This is a genomic window from Gluconobacter cerinus (assembly GCF_025961355.1).
In the GTDB taxonomy this organism is placed as follows: Bacteria; Pseudomonadota; Alphaproteobacteria; order Acetobacterales; family Acetobacteraceae; genus Gluconobacter; species Gluconobacter cerinus.
On sequence record NZ_JAOQNM010000001.1, the window covers coordinates 2,829,288 to 2,845,480 of the forward strand.

Here is a 16,193-nt window from a genome sequence, read left to right on the forward strand (position 1 = left end):
CGCCCCCAGGAGGAAGCATGAATGTAACGCCGAAACTCGTCATCGGGAACTGGAAGATGAATGGCTTGCGGGAGGCGTCACTGCAACTTGCAACAGCTGTGGCCGAAGGTGCGCGTTCGCTGCCTGACGATGTACGGATGGTCATTTGCCCACCCTTCACGCAACTGGACCGTGTGGCTGAGGCACTTGAGGGCGCAGGAGCATCCATAATGCTGGGAGCGCAGGACTGTCATACTGCGGTTTCCGGGGCTCATACAGGTGATATTTCGGCTGAAATGCTCGCCGATACTGGCGCGCGTTATGTTCTCCTGGGGCATTCAGAACGTCGGCAGGCCCATGGTGAAAACGACGCCGTGATCAGGCAAAAGGTGCAGGCGGCAGAAGCTGCCGGACTGATTCCTGTTGTCTGTATCGGGGAAACGATGGCCGAGCGGCAGGATGGTCGTGCGGCAACAGTTCTGGCCAGTCAGATTGACGGTTCTTTGACCGATAATTTCAATGGCGTCTTGGCGTATGAGCCTGTCTGGGCGATTGGAAGTGGCGTCACTCCATCCCGGGAAGAGCTTGAACGGACGCTGCTTTTGTTGCGTGGTCTGTTGCAGTCCCGTCTCAAGATGGATGACATTCGCGTGCCAATCCTGTATGGCGGCTCCGTAACACCGGCCCAGGCGCCGACTATTCTTTCCATCGGGGTGCTTGGCGGAGTGCTGGTTGGTAGTGCCAGCCTGGAAGCCAGAAGCTTCCTGCGCATTGCCGAAGCGGCATCGCTCCGTCTCTCTTCCCAACCATTGTCCGGACCCTATCGTTCATGACCACATTTCTGCTTGTCATCAATCTGCTGGTCACACTGGCCCTGATCGGTACGATCCTGATCCAGCGCAGTGAAGGCGGCGGCCTCGGCATCGGTAGCAGCCAGGGCATGGGCTCCTTCATGACTGGCCGCGGCACGGCAACGCTGTTGACGCGTGCGACATCTGTGCTTGCTGGCGTTTTCATGCTGCTCTGCCTCGTTCTGGCTCTTCTGAACCGCGGTGCTTCCTCGGGTGTCGGGGGCCATGATATCCTTGCAGATCCGCCTGCCCCGGCTGCTGTGACGACGGCTCCTGCTGCGCCTGCAGCCCCTGCTGCTCCGGCTCCTGCTGCGCCTGCAGCCCCTGCTGCTCCGGCTCCTGCCGAGACGCCTGCTCACTAACTGAATCGGGAAGCATCTCGACGCTTCCCCTCGCCCCCACCTTCGGTGTATGAGGAGCGCCCATGACGCGCTTCGTATTCATCACCGGCGGTGTGGTATCTTCTCTCGGCAAGGGCATCGCTTCTGCGGCTCTTGCTGCTCTTCTCCAGGCACGCGGTTACAAGGTCCGCATGCGTAAGCTGGACCCTTACCTGAACGTGGATCCGGGCACGATGAGCCCGTATCAGCATGGTGAGGTGTTCATTACTGACGACGGGGCCGAAACCGACCTCGACCTTGGTCATTATGAGCGCTTTACGGGCGTCCATGCCCGCCGTGCAGACAACACCACAACAGGTCGCATCTATTCCGACGTCATCGCCCGCGAACGTCGCGGCGACTATCTGGGCGGAACCGTTCAGGTCATCCCGCACATCACGGACGCCATCAAGGATGTCGTGGTGGCTGGAACGGAAGAATATGATTTCGTTCTGGTGGAAATTGGCGGAACGGTTGGCGACATTGAGAGCCTTCCTTTCCTTGAAGCCATTCGTCAGCTTCGCAATGATCTGGGACACAACCAGACCATGTGTGTGCATCTGACGCTGCTGCCCTACATCCCCTCAGCCGGTGAGTTGAAGACGAAACCGACGCAGCATTCCGTCAAGGAATTGCAGAATGTCGGCATTCAGCCGCAGGTTCTGCTGTGCCGTTCGGATCGTCCGATTCCGGAAAACGAACGCCGCAAGATTGCGAACTTCTGTAACGTCCGTTCGGAAGCAGTGATCGCAGCGCTGGACGTAGATACGATCTACGCGTGCCCGATTTCGTACCATAACGAAGGCATGGATCGCGAAGTTCTGCGTTACTTCGGTCTGCCGTTCGAAGGCTCGCCGGACCTGACGCGCTGGGAAAAGATCGTCCACGCGATTCGCGAGCCTGAGGGCGAGGTCAAGGTTGCTGTCGTCGGCAAGTACACGGCGCTTCTGGATAGCTACAAGTCATTGGCGGAAGCCCTGCTGCATGGCGGTATCGCGAACAATGTGCGCGTCAAACTCGACTGGATCGAATCGGAAGAGTTCGAGAAGTCAGGTGATATCGCCGAGCGCCTGAAGGATGCGGATGCCATTCTGGTTCCGGGTGGCTTCGGTGAGCGTGGCGCAGAGGGCAAGATTCAGGCCGTTCGTTATGCGCGTGAAAACGGCATTCCGTTCCTTGGTATTTGCTTCGGCATGCAGATGGCCGTGATTGAATGCGCCCGTTCGCTTGCTGGCCTCACGAAAGCGTCTTCCACCGAATTCGGCCCCACAAGTGAGCCGCTGGTTGGTCTCATGACGGAATGGGCAAACGGCAATGAGCTGATGCGCCGCCGTGAAGGCGGTGACCTTGGCGGAACGATGCGTCTCGGTGCATTCCCGGCCAAGCTGGCTGCAGGATCACGCGCCGCTGAGATCTATGGCACGACCGATATTCGGGAGCGTCACCGTCATCGCTGGGAAGTGAACCTTCACTACAAGGATCGCCTGGAAAAGACGGGTCTGCGTTTCTCTGGAATGTCTCCGGACGGCGTTCTTCCGGAAGTGGTGGAATACCCGGATCATCCCTGGTTCATCGGCGTGCAATATCATCCGGAACTGCTGTCCAAGCCGTTTGATCCGCATCCGCTTTTCGCCGGATTTATCGGGGCGGCTCGCAAGCGGGCTGAAAGCAAGTGAGCTTCCGGATTGGAAAGCTCGAGATTGGTCAGGACCGGCCCTTCACGCTGATTGCAGGGCCGTGCCAGATTGAATCCCGAGATCATGCTGTGGAGATGGCAGATGCTCTCTCCACGGTATGTCGAGAGTTGGATATCGGACTGATCTACAAGAGCAGTTATGACAAGGCGAACCGTAGCTCCGTGAATGCGGCTCGCGGTGTAGGCATGGAGATGGGGCTGGATATTCTGGCTTCTATCCGTGAACGCTTTGACGTTCCTGTTCTGACGGATGTGCACGCTGCCGAGCAATGTGCTGTCGCTGCGGAAGCGGTGGACGTGCTTCAGATCCCTGCTTTCCTGTGTCGGCAAACTGACCTGTTGCTTGCTGCCGGTGAAACGGGTCGTGCCATCAATGTCAAGAAGGGTCAGTTTCTGGCGCCTTGGGATATGGCAAATGTCGCGGCCAAGCTGGCTTCAACCGGTAACGAGCGAATCATGCTCTGTGATCGTGGCACGAGCTTTGGTTACAACACGCTCGTTAGTGATATGCGCGGCCTGCCAATTATGGCTCAGACGGGCTATCCGGTTGTTTTCGATGCCACTCACTCTGTGCAGCAACCGGGTGGCCTAGGGGCTTCCACGGGCGGACAGAGGGAGTTTGTTGAACCCCTCGCCCGTGCTGCATTGTCTATCGGTGTTGCGGCAGTTTTCATCGAGACACATCAAGACCCGGATCATGCTCCGAGTGATGGTCCAACAATGGTGCCGCTTTCAGAAATGCGGGCCTTGTTGACCCGCCTTAAAGCGTTTGACGTTTTGGCAAAATCTTACAACGTATAATTCTGTAAAGGTGCCAGGGCTGCCATGAGGAGACTTATGACAGCCCCCACCGTTAGAACGCCTCTTAGGGGCATGTACCCCGGTGGCAGTGCGCCATTCTTCCAGGCCATTCGTTCTACAGCAAACGTTGCCAGAAAACCGATAACCTCAAGCAGGTATCCGGCGCGTAGCCCTCCAAGCAGTCCGACGCAGAGGGAAAGCCATGCCCAGAGTGCAGGGCAGACTCCCAGAAGGAGTCTCTGGCGGTCGCGATCTGCTGTTCCCTGAACTGTGATGATATCTGGCCGTTCCATGGCGAGGCCCCAGTGGACTGCACCGAGAAAAGACAGGATGCATGCCCCATAAGCCAGAAGAATAACGGTTAGATGCGGGAGTGGGGAGAAAAGTCCGGCGAGGAAAATCCACCCTCCAAGGGTCAGGAAAGGTATAAGTCCTGCCAAACCGAGGATCAGGGCGAGGAAAGGAAGACGCATGTCGTCGATTGACCTTGTGTTCTGATTTTGAGACGAGACGTGTGGTCCGTCCCGAACGGTTATGAGCCACCCCCGGTTCACGCATATCCAGGAGAGCTTCCATTGAGCGCCATTGTTGATATCACCGCCCGCGAGATCCTGGACAGCCGTGGTAACCCAACCGTTGAGGTTGAGGTTGAGCTGTCGTCTGGTGCCCGCGGTCGCGCCGCAGTTCCTTCCGGTGCTTCCACTGGTGCCCACGAAGCCGTTGAGCTGCGTGACGGGGACAAGTCCCGTTACAACGGCAAAGGTGTTCTGAAGGCCTGTGGTTTTGTCGAGGACGAAATCCTTGAAGTGCTGCAGGGTGCCGAATCCGAAGATCAGATCGCAATCGACAATGCGATGATCGAGCTGGATGGCACACCGAACAAGTCCCGCATTGGTGCGAATGCAATTCTCGGCGTTTCTCTCGCGGTTGCCAAGGCGACGGCAGAAGAGCTGGAACTGCCGCTCTATCGCTATGTCGGTGGCGTTTTCGCGCACACGCTTCCGGTTCCCATGATGAACATCGTGAATGGTGGCGAACACGCGGATAACCCGATCGACATTCAGGAGTTCATGATCCAGCCAGTTGGTGCGCCGACCTTGGCTGATGCCGTGCGCATGGGGTCTGAAATTTTCGCCGCTCTCAAGAAGGGTCTGTCTGCTGCTGGTCACAACACCAATGTTGGTGATGAAGGTGGGTTTGCTCCGGGTCTGAAGTCTGCCGATGAAGCTCTGAGCTTCATTACGAAGTCTGTTGAGGCTGCCGGATATCGTCCGGGCGATGACGTGACGTTTGCCCTCGATTGTGCCGCGACCGAGTTCTACAGCAACGGCCGCTACAATCTTAAGGGTGAAGGCAAAGAGTTCGACTCTTCAGGCATGATCTCCTACCTCGAAGATCTCGCCAAGAAGTATCCGATTGTCTCCATCGAAGATGGTCTGGCTGAGGATGACTGGGAAGGCTGGGCTGAACTGACGTCCCGTCTGGGTGATCGTCTCCAGCTTGTTGGTGATGATCTGTTCGTGACCAATCCTGAGCGCCTTCGTCGCGGCATCAAGGCCAAGACAGCGAACTCCCTGCTCGTGAAGGTCAATCAGATCGGCACGCTGACCGAGACGCTGGAAGCAGTCGAGACAGCCCACAAGGCTGGCTATACCTGCGTTATGAGCCACCGTTCTGGTGAAACTGAAGACGCTGTGATCGCAGATCTTGCTGTTGCTACGAACTGTGGTCAGATCAAGACTGGTTCCCTTTCCCGCTCTGACCGCACGGCTAAGTACAACCAGCTGATCCGCATTGAGCAGCAGCTTGGAAGTGCAGCCCGCTATGCGGGTCGCAGCATTCTCAAGTCCGCCTGATCAACAAAAGCCGGCCTCCATTCAGGAGGCCGGTTTCATAGGCGCGTTAAAATAATTTACTGTCTTGAACAACAGTGATTGTTTCGCAGCCTCTCTCTGAGCTAGATTGTTGGGAAGTTTTCAAGCCAAGGGAGCCTGTTACCCCGCGTGAGACCCGTCAGACTTATCAAACGTGCCATCCGCGCGGTTGCTCCCCCTGTGCTCTTTCTGTCCCTGACCGCTTATTTCGGGTGGAACGCCCTTCACGGTGCTCATGGTATCCGTGCCTATCAGGATCAGCTTGTGCTTCAGCAGCAGGCAATCCAGGCGCAACAGGATGCCAAAGATGAACAGGCGGTATGGCACCGTCGCGTGCTAGCTCTGAAAGAGAAAGCTCTTGATGCTGACATTCTGGATGAACGTTCCCGTGCCATGCTTAATCTGACGCGTAACGGTGATATTGTTATCCCCTACGGTCCGCACGACAAACTTTTTTAAGAGCCGTTCTCGGCTCTTTTTTTATGTTCGGGAAAGTTTATTCGTCAGAAATTGCGTCAATAAAAAAGGCGACCCGAAGGCCGCCTTTTTTAACGTCGTATGATCCGCGAGATCTTACTTGATCTTGGCTTCGCGGAAGGTCACGTGCTTGCGGGCAACCGGGTCATACTTACGGACTTCCATCTTGCCCGTAGCAGAACGTGCGTTCTTCTTCGTGACGTAGAAGTAGCCGGTGTCAGCCGACGAGACGAGACGGATCTGAATAACGTTGCTTTTTCCCATGATACCCTCGGGCTTGCGCCGTCCTGATGCCGCTCGCAAGTGCCAAAGCAGCAGGTTGATCTAGTTCGGCGCAACATGCTGATTTGTATGTCCTAGGTCAAGGCTTTCTGAAGAAAATCCAGGGATAAGGTGCATTTTTCCGCAAAAACCGGGGTTTTTAGCCAGATAAAAGCTTTGTTGATGCCTGGTAGATGTTCTTGCAGGTGGACGAACGAGAACCTATAAGGAACAAAAGAGCGTCGCATAAGTTTATGCAGTGTCTCAATCTTCAGATTTTGCCTCCACCGAGGCGCATGGGAGCGCCTGTATGCTGACGCGTAAGCAGCACCAGCTTTTGCTATACATTGACGAACATCTTCGGCGGACGGGCTATTCCCCTTCCTTCGATGAAATGAAGGACGCCCTCGAACTTCGTTCCAAATCAGGAATTCATCGCCTCATCTCTGCCCTTGAAGAGCGTGGCTTTCTGCGACGGCATCACCATCGTGCAAGAGCGCTTGAAGTTCTGCGTTTGCCGCATATGGGGCTTGAGGCCCCGGTTGTAGATGCCGTGTCTAATCCGGCGCCTTTCGTTCCAACAGTTGTTGAGGGTGGTCGTCAGGATCTTCCTGGGACATTTTCCGAGGCGCCTCGCTCTCCCGTTGAAAACACAAGCGTTCAGCTTCCACTTTATGGACGCATTGCTGCCGGCCTCCCTATTGAGGCCTTGCAGGATGATAGCGCACAGATTCAGGTACCATCGTCCCTGCTCGGCACTGGAGAGCATTATGCTCTCACGGTTGCGGGTGATTCCATGATTGAAGCTGGCATTTTGGACGGTGATGTTGCCATCATCCGTCGCGGCGAAGTGGCGGATAATGGTCAGATCGTTGTTGCGCTGATTGATGATCAGGAAGTGACGCTCAAGAAGCTGCGCCGTCGTGGTTCTACGATTGCTCTGGAAGCCGCTAATCGGGAATACGAGACACGTATTCTGCCGGCTGCGCGTGTGCGCATCCAGGGACGACTGGTCGCCCTTTTCAGGCAGTACTAAGAAAACTGCCTTGCTGGTTTAATTCTCCTGCAAGGCAGATAACTTCTGATGATTATTTATTAGGAACTGACGGCACGCCGCGCACAACGCGGACTTTACCATCCGGAGCAATAAGCGTGCTCGTTCCATCCCCGTTCGGGATGATGATTGTTTTGTCAGGGTTTTTGTTCAGGAAACGACCAGCATTATCTGGAACGCTACTGGGAAGTGTCGGGACAAAGTGACTGCGATCTTCTGATACACCACGCATCGCATCGATTTTTTCACCGACGGACATGGTGTCGCCTGGCTTCATTTGAGGGCCAGAGACGCCGAGAGCACCGGTGCCGGCAATACCACCACCCATGAAATTCTTGTCGAGCGTTGCACCGCCAAAATACGTAGCCGGATCGCCAAGAGACTTATTAAAGACGCTGTCAGGGTTCACAACATCTTTGAGGGTTGGCAGAGGCTGAGGTGAGCCGGGCCACATGTTCCCGCCTTCTGGCAGGATTGGTGCAGCTGCTACGAATTCACCGCGTGCCCTGCGAAGGTTTTCACTATCGCCATGGGGAGCATTAGGGTTGCTTCCCGACCACAGCGCGGTGTCATTGAAAAACTTGCCCATGCCCGCACAGCCGCTCAGGGCCAGAGGTAATGCCAGTAGAGCGGCCTTACGCATTGTGTACTCCCATAAGGTCGATCCCTGAACTTTACCTGTCATCGATTAAAAGCGCCAGATGACGAGCTGATAACTGCAATAATAATCACAGATAGTCCAGATCAGGAGACGATCTTTGAGGATTTGCGAGGCTCAGAGGCCATCATTCTGGAAAGTCCGGCGGTGAGATAGCCCCACCCACTTAGAACTGTTGGAATAACTGAAACCCAGAGAAGAATACCGCCGATTAGTGTGGCCGGCAGGAATGAAAGATGAAGCGTAGCCGCAGCTTTGTCTCCGCCAATCAGGAAGCCAATCGCGACCATCTGAATTCCGGTCTTCCATTTTGCAAGGCGGGTGGATGGAAGGGTTGCGCGTTGGGAGGCCATGTATTCACGCAAGCCACTGACCAGAATTTCGCGCAGCATGATGATGATGGCTGCGTAGAGCGAATACACTGGAAGTGTGGTCAGGCCGGCGAGTGCGAGCAACAGCGCACCGACAAGAAGCTTGTCGGCAATCGGATCCATCATCCGACCCAGTTCGGATAGCATTTGCCATTTCCGTGCCAGAGCACCATCCAAATAATCCGTAATGCAGGCAGCCGTGTACACAACGCAGGCTGCGACGTTACCGAGTGCGGAATGCAGCGCCAGCAGGGCAACCAGAACAGGAATGGCTGCAATACGGAGCAGAGTCAAGACGTTTGGCAGATCAGTCAGCATCACGAAGCAGTCTAGAACAGTTTATCCATCTCCGGTATGCGCCAATCCGCTCTGAATGTGTGTATTTTTTATGCCAAGCCAGCGTTCAGGGCGTGACCTCACGGAATTGTCAGCTCTGTGTCCGAAGCCATTCGGGATGAAAGTGCCCGTAGATGGCTCTGGCGGTTCCAGAGCTGATTCCGGGTGCAGTTTCAAGCTCTTCGAGACTGGCCTGTCGCACGGTCTTGGCTGACCCAAAGTGATTCAGAAGCGCCTTCTTGCGGGCCCCTCCGATTCCCGGAACATCATCCAGTTCAGATTTCCGGAGCCCTTTGGAGCGCCCTGCCCTGTGTGTCGTAATGGCGAAACGGTGGGCTTCGTCTCTCAGGCGCTGAAGATAATAGAGAACCGGATCACGAGGTGGGAGCTGGAACGGTGGCTGTGTTTCAGTAAAAAACCATTCGCGTCCAGCATCACGATCCGGGCCCTTGGCGATTGCCACAATGGGAATTCCCGTAACGCCAAGGTCTGCCAATACGTTGCGCACAGCGTTGAACTGACCCAGGCCGCCATCAATTAGCAGCAGATCTGGCCAGTCTTCCGGTCGCTCTCCATCTTCCCTGTTTTTTCCAAAACGACGTTCCATGACTTCCCGCATCATGCCGAAATCATCACCGGGAGTGACCGGGCCCTTGATGGCGTATTTTCTGTAGGAGCGCTTTTCAAAACCCTCCGGCCCACCCACAACCATGACGCCATAAGGTGCCTGACCCATGATGTGTGAATTATCGTAGGTTTCGATCCGCTGGGGTGTTTCAGCGAGGCTGAAAACCTTCGCGACGCCCTCCAGAAGTTTGCGCTGTCCGGTATTCTCCGCGAGCTTTCGCTCCAGTGCTTCACGTGCGTTCAGGGTCGCATGGTCTACGACACTTTTCTTTTCGCCGCGTTGAGGACAGACAACCTCGACTTTCTGCTCCCTCTTGATGCTCAGGGCTTCTTCGACGAGCTTCTGTTCCGAGATCTCCTGATTTACCAGGATGACAGGTGGTGGAGGCTTGTTGTCATAGAACTGAATGAGGAAGGCGGAGAGCACGTCAGCCGGGGTCTCTTCCTCCGCATGCACGGGATAGAAGGCACGGTTGCCGTTATTGCGGCTTCCACGAATGAAAAAGACCTGAATGCAGGTTTGCCCTGCGGTCTGCCAGATTGCCACGATGTCGGCGTCGTGAATGGAGGCCGGATTGATAATGCCTGAATTCTGGATGCTGGAAAATCCACGGATACGGTCCCGAATGGCTGCAGCCCGCTCATATTCCATGGCTTCGGAGGCGCGTTCCATTTCAACAGCAAGTTCCTGCTGCAGCTCGGTATTTTTACCCGAGAGGAATTGCCGAGCCTGGACGACCAGCTCGTTATAATTTTCTTTGGAAATACGATCCACACATGGCGCAGCGCAGCGTTTGATCTGAAACAGCAGGCAGGGCCTTGTCCGGCTCTTAAGAACAGCGTCCGAGCAGGATCGCAGTAGAAAAGTTCGCTGCACAAGGTTCAGAGTCTGGTTCACCGCCCAAGCGGAAGCAAAAGGTCCCCAGTAGGTAGCGCCTTTCACGGGTTTTCCACGCTGTTTGGTGATCTGGGGAAATTCGTGATTTTCAGTGAGCATCAGCCACGGATAGCTTTTGTCATCCCGCAACAGGATGTTGAAGCGTGGCTTCATACGCTTGATGTAGTTCGCTTCCAGAAGAAGCGCGTCGGCTTCCGTCCGGGTGATGACAATCTCCATCGAGACCGTCAGAGACACCATACGGCGCAGACGCTCTGGCAGCTGGGTCGTGCGCGTATAGGAAGCAACACGTTTCTTGAGGCTTAACGCCTTGCCCACATACAGGACCTCCCCTTTCTCGCCGAGCATGCGATACACGCCAGGGCTGTAAGGAATGGTTTTCAAAGCGTCCCGAATAGCCTCGACGCCCTGCTTTTTTACAACGGGAACAGGAGCTTCTTCAGGTGTCATTGAGGTTTCTGTCTCTGTGGGCGTAGGGTCAGTCATGCCAGTTCTTCAGTCATCCACTGATCCTGTGGACAAGTCTGTGGGTTGCTCCATGACAGAATCATGAAGGCCAAGGTTTCCCGGCCTTGCCATCAGATTGCCTAATTTTTAATCAGTAAACGTAAGATATTGAAAATAATGGAAAATATTTTCCGTTCCGTCAGGGTGCGGAAAAATTTCTAGTTTGAGGTTCGTGTTGAACGGGACATGACAGCTTTTCGAAACATCGTGGATGAGTGCACTCCACATTAAGTCTGAATGGTCCCGTTCTGTTCCCGTTAGGGCGCACTTTTTTGCTGAACAGAGCTGTCTTTTCAGGCTGAAATTGATGCTTGCTCAGCCTTTTCCATCAGACGCAGCATATTGCCACCCCAGATAGCAGTCAGCTCTTCAGGGCTAAACCCAGCCTTGAGGAGCGCCTGTGTCACAGCCGGCGTTTCAGTTGCATCCTGCCAACCGGGTATACCACCGCCGCCGTCGAAATCTGATGACACACCAACATGGCGAACGCCCACCCGCTCGGCGACATAGGCAACATGGCGCGCGAGGTCTTCTACGGTCCCCCCACCACCCTTACGCAAAAAAGATCCCATGGCGGTAATCTGGATCAGTCCGTCGGTTTCTTTCAGGCGATCGAGTTGCTCGTCGTCGAGGTTGCGAGGATGATCGCAGAGACTTCTGACGCAGGAGTGGCTGGCGAATACCGGCGTGGTGGAAAGTTCTGACGCCTGCATCATGGTGGATTTTGCCGTGTGTGACACATCCACCAGCACACCGTGGCGATTCATCTCGCGAATGGTCTCGTGGCCCAGTTCAGACAGTCCCCCATGAAGTTCAGGACTATCATTCAGGTCTTTTCTCGGAATGGCCGCGTCTGCGAGAGCGTTATGCCCGTTGTGGGTCAGGGTCAGGTATCGGACGCCATACTCTGCAGCCAGTTGACCGATCCGGGGCGGTACACCACCAAGCGCATGGCCATTTTCAATGGCGGGAACAATAGCGAGCGCTCCTGACTGGAATGCTGAACGGACATCCTTCGCGGTTCGGCAGACATTTGCGCTCAGTCCGTCCTGATGTCCGCCGAGGGCGTTGATGACCTTGAGCATCGCCTGAACACGGTGCCAGGCCTCTTCGTGGCCCGCTTCATCGCGTGGTCCCTGCGGAATATAAGCGGCAAGGCAGACAGAGCGGAGTTTGCCCTGATCGCATTTTCTCACATCGACTTTTCGGTCCGTGTTCAGAGACCAGGCATCTGCCTGATCGGGCCATGGAATGTCGATATGGGTATCGAAAGTCAGAAGCGTGTCGTGCAGTTCAGTCATGATCCGTCCTAGATCGGGTGTGAGCGGGTCTGACGCAAGAGGTGCTTGTCAAAGCGCTCAATTCAGACGATCCAATGGTGATGCGTCTGATTACATGGAACATCAACTCCCTCCGGCTTCGTCTGCCGCTGCTGAAGAAGCTCGTTGAGGAGGAAAATCCGGACATCGTCTGCCTTCAGGAGACGAAAGTTCCCGATCCGCTCTTCCCGGCCGAAGCTCTTGTGGAGCTTGGCTTTCCGCATCAGCTCTATCGAGGAATGAAGGGATATAACGGGGTTGCGATCCTGTCCCGCCTGCCCCTCGACTCAGTTGCGAATACGCCTGACTGGTGCAGTCGGAGCGATTGTCGGCATATCGCGGCATCGATTCAGACACCTGGCGGCCCAGTGATGCTGCATGATTTCTATGTCCCCGCGGGGGGCGATATCCCGGATCCGGAAGAAAACGAAAAATTTGCTCACAAACTCGCATTTGTAGAAGAAGCCGCGAAATGGTTCACGGATAGTCCGCCAGTGCGCAGCATTGTGGTTGGAGATCTCAATATCGCTCCGTTGGAGCATGATGTCTGGAGTCATCGTCAGCTTCTGAAAATCGTCAGCCATACGCCGCCGGAGACAGAGCGACTTAATACGTGGATGGCGGCAGGGTTTGAGGACGCCATGAGGCGGATTACGCCTGAACCCACCAAATTGTACACATGGTGGTCCTACAGGAACAAAGATTGGAAGAAGTCAGACCGTGGAAGGCGCCTAGATCATGTCTGGCTCACGCCAGATCTGATGCCAGGCCTTCGGAATATTCGTGTTCTGCGGGATGTTCGCGATTGGGACAGCCCTTCAGATCACGTGCCGGTCGTGCTGGATTTCGATCCAGCCTGACCAGCAGGGCCTGAGTATCAGGCTGTCAGTGATTCGGCCGTAGCAACAGTGCGGCCTTCCGGGTCAAGACGATACCCACCACCCTCAGTGATCAGCAGGGACGTCTTGGTGGGGTCTGGCTCGATTTTCTGGCGAAGACGATAGATATGCGTCTCAAGCGTATGGGTCGTGACTGCAGCGTTGTAGCCCCAGACTTCGTTCAGAAGCACCTGACGGGCGACGGGGCGCTGACCGGCCCGGTAAAGATACTTGAGAATCGCGGCTTCTTTTTCCGTCAGGCGAATGCGGCGATTACGGGCCGTCTCAACCAGAAGTTTGGCCGATGGACGAAACGCGTAAGGGCCGATTTCAAAAACGGCATCTTCGCTGTTTTCAAAGATCCGGAGCTGTGCCCGAAGTCGCGCCAGCAGTTCCCCGATACGGAATGGCTTTGCGACATAGTCGTTTGCGCCTGCATCAAGCCCGCGGACAACATCGCTTTCATCGTCTGAGCCGGTCAGAATAATGATCGGCATCCGAACGCCTTCGCGACGAAGCTCCGCACAGAAGTCGCGGCCGTCTCCGTCTGGAAGGGTGATGTCCAGCAGCATGGCGTCGTAACGGGCACCAGGCTTCTTGAGGAGCTCCCTTGCTGTTGCCACGGAGACTGCTTCCACAGCCTCAAGTTCGCCACCGTGCTGGAGTTGCTCTGTCAGCAGGCTTCGTAGCGTATCGTCATCATCTACCACGAGGATGGGCCGGGGACCTGCCATAATACCTGTCTCGTTTTATCTAGGCGGAAAACGTCACATCCGCATGTGTTCGCGTTAATAGGCCACGCATCCAATTCTGCCTATCCTGCACCGCAGGACCAGCAGCACACTTGCCATCTGAGATATGACAAATACTTATCCGAAAGGGAACAGCAACATGACTAAAGCTATTTTGAGAATCACTGAGGGCCGCGCTTTTCTTCACTTTCGTAATGTAATCATTCCGGCTTTGATCGGGGCTGGTGGTATTCGCCTTGACAAGCGTGAAGGCGATCACGCGACCCCTGTAGGTGAACTACCCCTCCGCCGTATCCTGTATCGCGCAGATCGTGTGGAAAAGCCTGTTTCCGGCGCGGGTTTACCTATCGAGCCGATTGCTGCTTCGGATGGTTGGTGTGATGACGGATCGCACCCGGATTATAACCGTCCGGTGACACTTCCTCACCCTGCATCATGTGAGAAAATGTGCCGTGATGATCATGTCTATGATCTCTGCATTGTGATGGGGTGGAATGATGTCACCATCGAGTCGGGACGTGGGTCTGCAATTTTCCTGCATCTGCCTTCCGCCAGCGGTGTGACGGAAGGCTGTATTGCATTGCAGGAAAAGGACCTGCGTTATGTGCTGGAACAGGGGCTGACAGCAGTTGTCGTGGAAGCGCCTTAAGCGGCATCTTCCTCTGTGTGCGGAGTGTCAGTCGGCGGGACCATCGAGATCATCAGGTCCCCAGGCATCGGGGTGATGACAGTCGGATCTTCTGCCGAACGAATGAGAATGGCAGAGCGTCTGCTGACAAGGATATCGAGGCGATTGTCGTCCGTTCCAAACCCTGCCGCATTGGCCTCATTGGCTGCACGGGATACGAAGCGCCAGCCTTGCTCGAACAGGGTATCGAACAGGGTGTAATTCCAGGCGGGTTCTCCCAGAACCTTCCCTCGGGAGTCACGGGAAAGCCCATGATAAAAATCCAGTCGGGCGACACCTGGGCTGATCTGGAACACCCGCTCCCGCCCCATGGCTGGCGCGAGATGTCCACAGATCATCCCGTTATAGATGCCGTCTCCGGTCGTTGCGATCAGGTAGTCTGCCGGTCGTTCTTCCAGTGCTTCCTGTCCGTGCTGGGACAGTAACTCAGTTCTTAGAACCGGAATGTCGAGTTGTGCGGCTGCCATCAGCGCACTGGATCTGTTGTCCACGAGAAGAACGGGTATGTTTTCCCTGTGGAGGCAGGCTGCAAGGTCGATGGACCATTTGCTCGCCCCCAGAATGGCAATGGCCGGATCGTTAGAGAGCGTGAGCTTGAGGGCACGCGCGATTGGGCGAAGCGAAAAGCCATGAAGGATCATGGTGACAGCGATGACGGCAAAGACCGCCGGCATAATGAGGTCAGCTGACTGGTAGCCCGTTTCTTTCAGGCGAATACCAGCGGCGCCGGCAACGGCGGCGGCGACGATGCCTCGTGGGGCAATCCATCCGACGAAGAGGCGCTCTTTCCAAGGCATACTGGTGCCCAAGGTGGAAAAGAAAATTCCAACCGGACGGACGACGAACAGTACGACAAGCGTCAGCATCAGAATGGGAATGGAAAGATGCTTGAGAACGTCGCGATGAAGATCTGCCGTCAGCAGGATGAACAGTACCGACACGACGAGGACCACCATCGATTCCTTGATGCGCCTCAGTTCTGCGACGCCTGGAATGTGAAGGTTGGTCAGTGCCATGCCAAAAATAGTGACCGCGACCAGGCCAGCGCCCTCCATTTCCAGATTGCAGGCCGTGAAAATCAGCAGTGCCATTGAGATAAGCACCGGCGTTTTGAGAATTTCCGGCATCATGTCGCGAGTGAAGAGATAACGGATCAGATAGGCTGGAAGAATGCCTGCCGAAATCGACTCAGTTGCAGCAGCGAGCAGATCAGGAAGTGTGTGCGTGAAAAAGACGCCGGTATGCAGGTCAACGTGCAGAAGCATGAGCTGCAGCACAACGGCCGCCAGAATCGCTCCCAGCGGATCATTGACGATCGCTTCCCATCGTAGGAACGCTGCGACCCGGGGTTGAAGCTTGGCGCTTCGTAGAAGCGGGAGCACCACGGTCGGGCCTGTCACAACAATGATGGCGCCAAACAGCATCGAGGTGCCCCATTCAAGGTGGGCAACGTAATGGGCCGCCAGCGATCCCAGAACCCAGTTGATGGGCAAGGCCAGCATCGTCAGGCGTGCGACACCTTCCCCGGCCTCACGGAGCTGCCGGATATCCAGAGCCATGCCGCCTTCAAACACGACAATGGCAACCAGGAGGGAGACCAGTGGTCTGAAGACCCAGCCCATCGTCTCTGAGGGGTGCACAATGCCCAGCCCAGGGCCGAACAGAAGCCCAATGGTGAACAGGAGCACGATTGCGGGAAGGCGAAACCGCCAGGCAACCCACTGGGCCAGCATTCCGGCCCCGAAGGTCGAGGCGATGCCGATGAAAATATCATACTGCATGTGTA

17 protein-coding genes are annotated in these 16,193 nt (G+C 55.6%); 9 read left to right on the forward strand and 8 right to left on the reverse strand.

Annotated features, from left to right (window positions below):
* Window positions 1-17: 17 nt before the first annotated feature.
* From tpiA to kdsA, 4 genes are all read left to right on the forward strand, one after another.
* Window positions 18-812, forward strand: a complete 795-nt coding sequence (gene tpiA / locus M2305_RS13240; protein ID WP_264649611.1) for a triose-phosphate isomerase — start codon at window positions 18-20, stop codon at window positions 810-812.
* Window positions 809-1,192 carry a preprotein translocase subunit SecG gene (gene secG / locus M2305_RS13245; RefSeq protein ID WP_264649612.1) on the forward strand — a complete coding sequence of 128 codons (384 nt, stop codon included), beginning with the start codon at window positions 809-811 and terminating at the stop codon, window positions 1,190-1,192. The genes tpiA and secG overlap by 4 nt, the downstream gene beginning before the upstream one ends.
* A gap of 62 nt (window positions 1,193-1,254) precedes the next feature.
* Window positions 1,255-2,886, forward strand: a complete 1,632-nt coding sequence (locus tag M2305_RS13250; protein ID WP_046901663.1) for a CTP synthase — start codon at window positions 1,255-1,257, stop codon at window positions 2,884-2,886.
* On the forward strand, window positions 2,883-3,707 hold the full coding sequence (gene kdsA, locus M2305_RS13255; RefSeq protein ID WP_264649613.1) for a 3-deoxy-8-phosphooctulonate synthase: 825 nt from the start codon (window positions 2,883-2,885) through the stop codon (window positions 3,705-3,707). The genes M2305_RS13250 and kdsA overlap by 4 nt, the downstream gene beginning before the upstream one ends.
* Here kdsA and M2305_RS13260 read toward each other — a convergent pair.
* Window positions 3,695-4,180 (reverse strand): DUF3429 domain-containing protein, encoded by a 486-nt coding sequence (locus M2305_RS13260; protein ID WP_046901665.1) that lies wholly within the window; start codon window positions 4,178-4,180, stop codon window positions 3,695-3,697. The two genes, kdsA and M2305_RS13260, sit on opposite strands and share 13 nt — an antisense overlap.
* A gap of 102 nt (window positions 4,181-4,282) precedes the next feature.
* Between M2305_RS13260 and eno the strand changes: the two genes are divergently transcribed.
* Both eno and M2305_RS13270 read left to right on the forward strand, forming a co-directional pair.
* The gene (gene eno, locus M2305_RS13265) at window positions 4,283-5,563 is read left to right on the forward strand and encodes a phosphopyruvate hydratase (RefSeq protein WP_064272901.1); all 1,281 of its coding nucleotides are present in this window, start codon (window positions 4,283-4,285) and stop codon (window positions 5,561-5,563) included.
* 147 nt (window positions 5,564-5,710) lie between these two features.
* Window positions 5,711-6,040 carry an FtsB family cell division protein gene (locus M2305_RS13270; protein ID WP_046901667.1) on the forward strand — a complete coding sequence of 110 codons (330 nt, stop codon included), beginning with the start codon at window positions 5,711-5,713 and terminating at the stop codon, window positions 6,038-6,040.
* Between the two features lie 114 nt (window positions 6,041-6,154).
* Here the strand turns inward: M2305_RS13270 and rpmG are convergent, their stop codons facing one another.
* Entirely contained in the window at window positions 6,155-6,322 is a 168-nt protein-coding gene (gene rpmG / locus M2305_RS13275) for a 50S ribosomal protein L33 (RefSeq protein WP_046901668.1), read from the reverse strand.
* A gap of 307 nt (window positions 6,323-6,629) precedes the next feature.
* On the opposite strand from rpmG, the gene lexA reads away from it, so the two are divergent.
* Complete coding sequence (gene lexA, locus M2305_RS13280) at window positions 6,630-7,355, forward strand: transcriptional repressor LexA (RefSeq protein WP_211499037.1); 726 nt, start codon at window positions 6,630-6,632, stop codon at window positions 7,353-7,355.
* A gap of 52 nt (window positions 7,356-7,407) precedes the next feature.
* Here lexA and M2305_RS13285 read toward each other — a convergent pair whose 3' ends face one another.
* The 4 genes from M2305_RS13285 to M2305_RS13300 all read right to left on the reverse strand — a co-directional run bounded on the left by M2305_RS13285 (window position 7,408) and on the right by M2305_RS13300 (window position 12,071).
* Entirely contained in the window at window positions 7,408-8,016 is a 609-nt protein-coding gene (locus M2305_RS13285) for a hypothetical protein (protein ID WP_211497042.1), read from the reverse strand.
* Between the two features lie 101 nt (window positions 8,017-8,117).
* Window positions 8,118-8,720, reverse strand: a complete 603-nt coding sequence (pgsA, locus tag M2305_RS13290; RefSeq protein WP_086633199.1) for a CDP-diacylglycerol--glycerol-3-phosphate 3-phosphatidyltransferase — start codon at window positions 8,718-8,720, stop codon at window positions 8,118-8,120.
* A gap of 109 nt (window positions 8,721-8,829) precedes the next feature.
* Entirely contained in the window at window positions 8,830-10,749 is a 1,920-nt protein-coding gene (gene uvrC, locus M2305_RS13295) for an excinuclease ABC subunit UvrC (RefSeq protein ID WP_408871475.1), read from the reverse strand.
* Window positions 10,750-11,063: 314 nt separating this feature from the next.
* Complete coding sequence (locus tag M2305_RS13300) at window positions 11,064-12,071, reverse strand: dipeptidase (RefSeq protein WP_264649614.1); 1,008 nt, start codon at window positions 12,069-12,071, stop codon at window positions 11,064-11,066.
* A gap of 80 nt (window positions 12,072-12,151) precedes the next feature.
* Here M2305_RS13300 and M2305_RS13305 point away from each other — a divergent pair, with 80 nt between their 5' ends.
* Entirely contained in the window at window positions 12,152-12,949 is a 798-nt protein-coding gene (locus M2305_RS13305; RefSeq protein WP_264649975.1) for an exodeoxyribonuclease III, read from the forward strand.
* Window positions 12,950-12,966: 17 nt separating this feature from the next.
* On the opposite strand, the gene M2305_RS13310 is transcribed toward M2305_RS13305, so the two are convergent.
* Window positions 12,967-13,701 (reverse strand): response regulator transcription factor, encoded by a 735-nt coding sequence (locus M2305_RS13310; protein ID WP_086633203.1) that lies wholly within the window; start codon window positions 13,699-13,701, stop codon window positions 12,967-12,969.
* A 157-nt stretch (window positions 13,702-13,858) separates the two neighbouring features.
* Here M2305_RS13310 and M2305_RS13315 point away from each other — a divergent pair, with 157 nt between their 5' ends.
* On the forward strand, window positions 13,859-14,368 hold the full coding sequence (locus M2305_RS13315) for a L,D-transpeptidase family protein (protein ID WP_211508501.1): 510 nt from the start codon (window positions 13,859-13,861) through the stop codon (window positions 14,366-14,368).
* Here the strand turns inward: M2305_RS13315 and M2305_RS13320 are convergent.
* On the reverse strand, window positions 14,365-16,188 hold the full coding sequence (locus M2305_RS13320; RefSeq protein WP_211508502.1) for a cation:proton antiporter: 1,824 nt from the start codon (window positions 16,186-16,188) through the stop codon (window positions 14,365-14,367). The genes M2305_RS13315 and M2305_RS13320 overlap by 4 nt on opposite strands.
* Window positions 16,189-16,193: the final 5 nt, after the last annotated feature.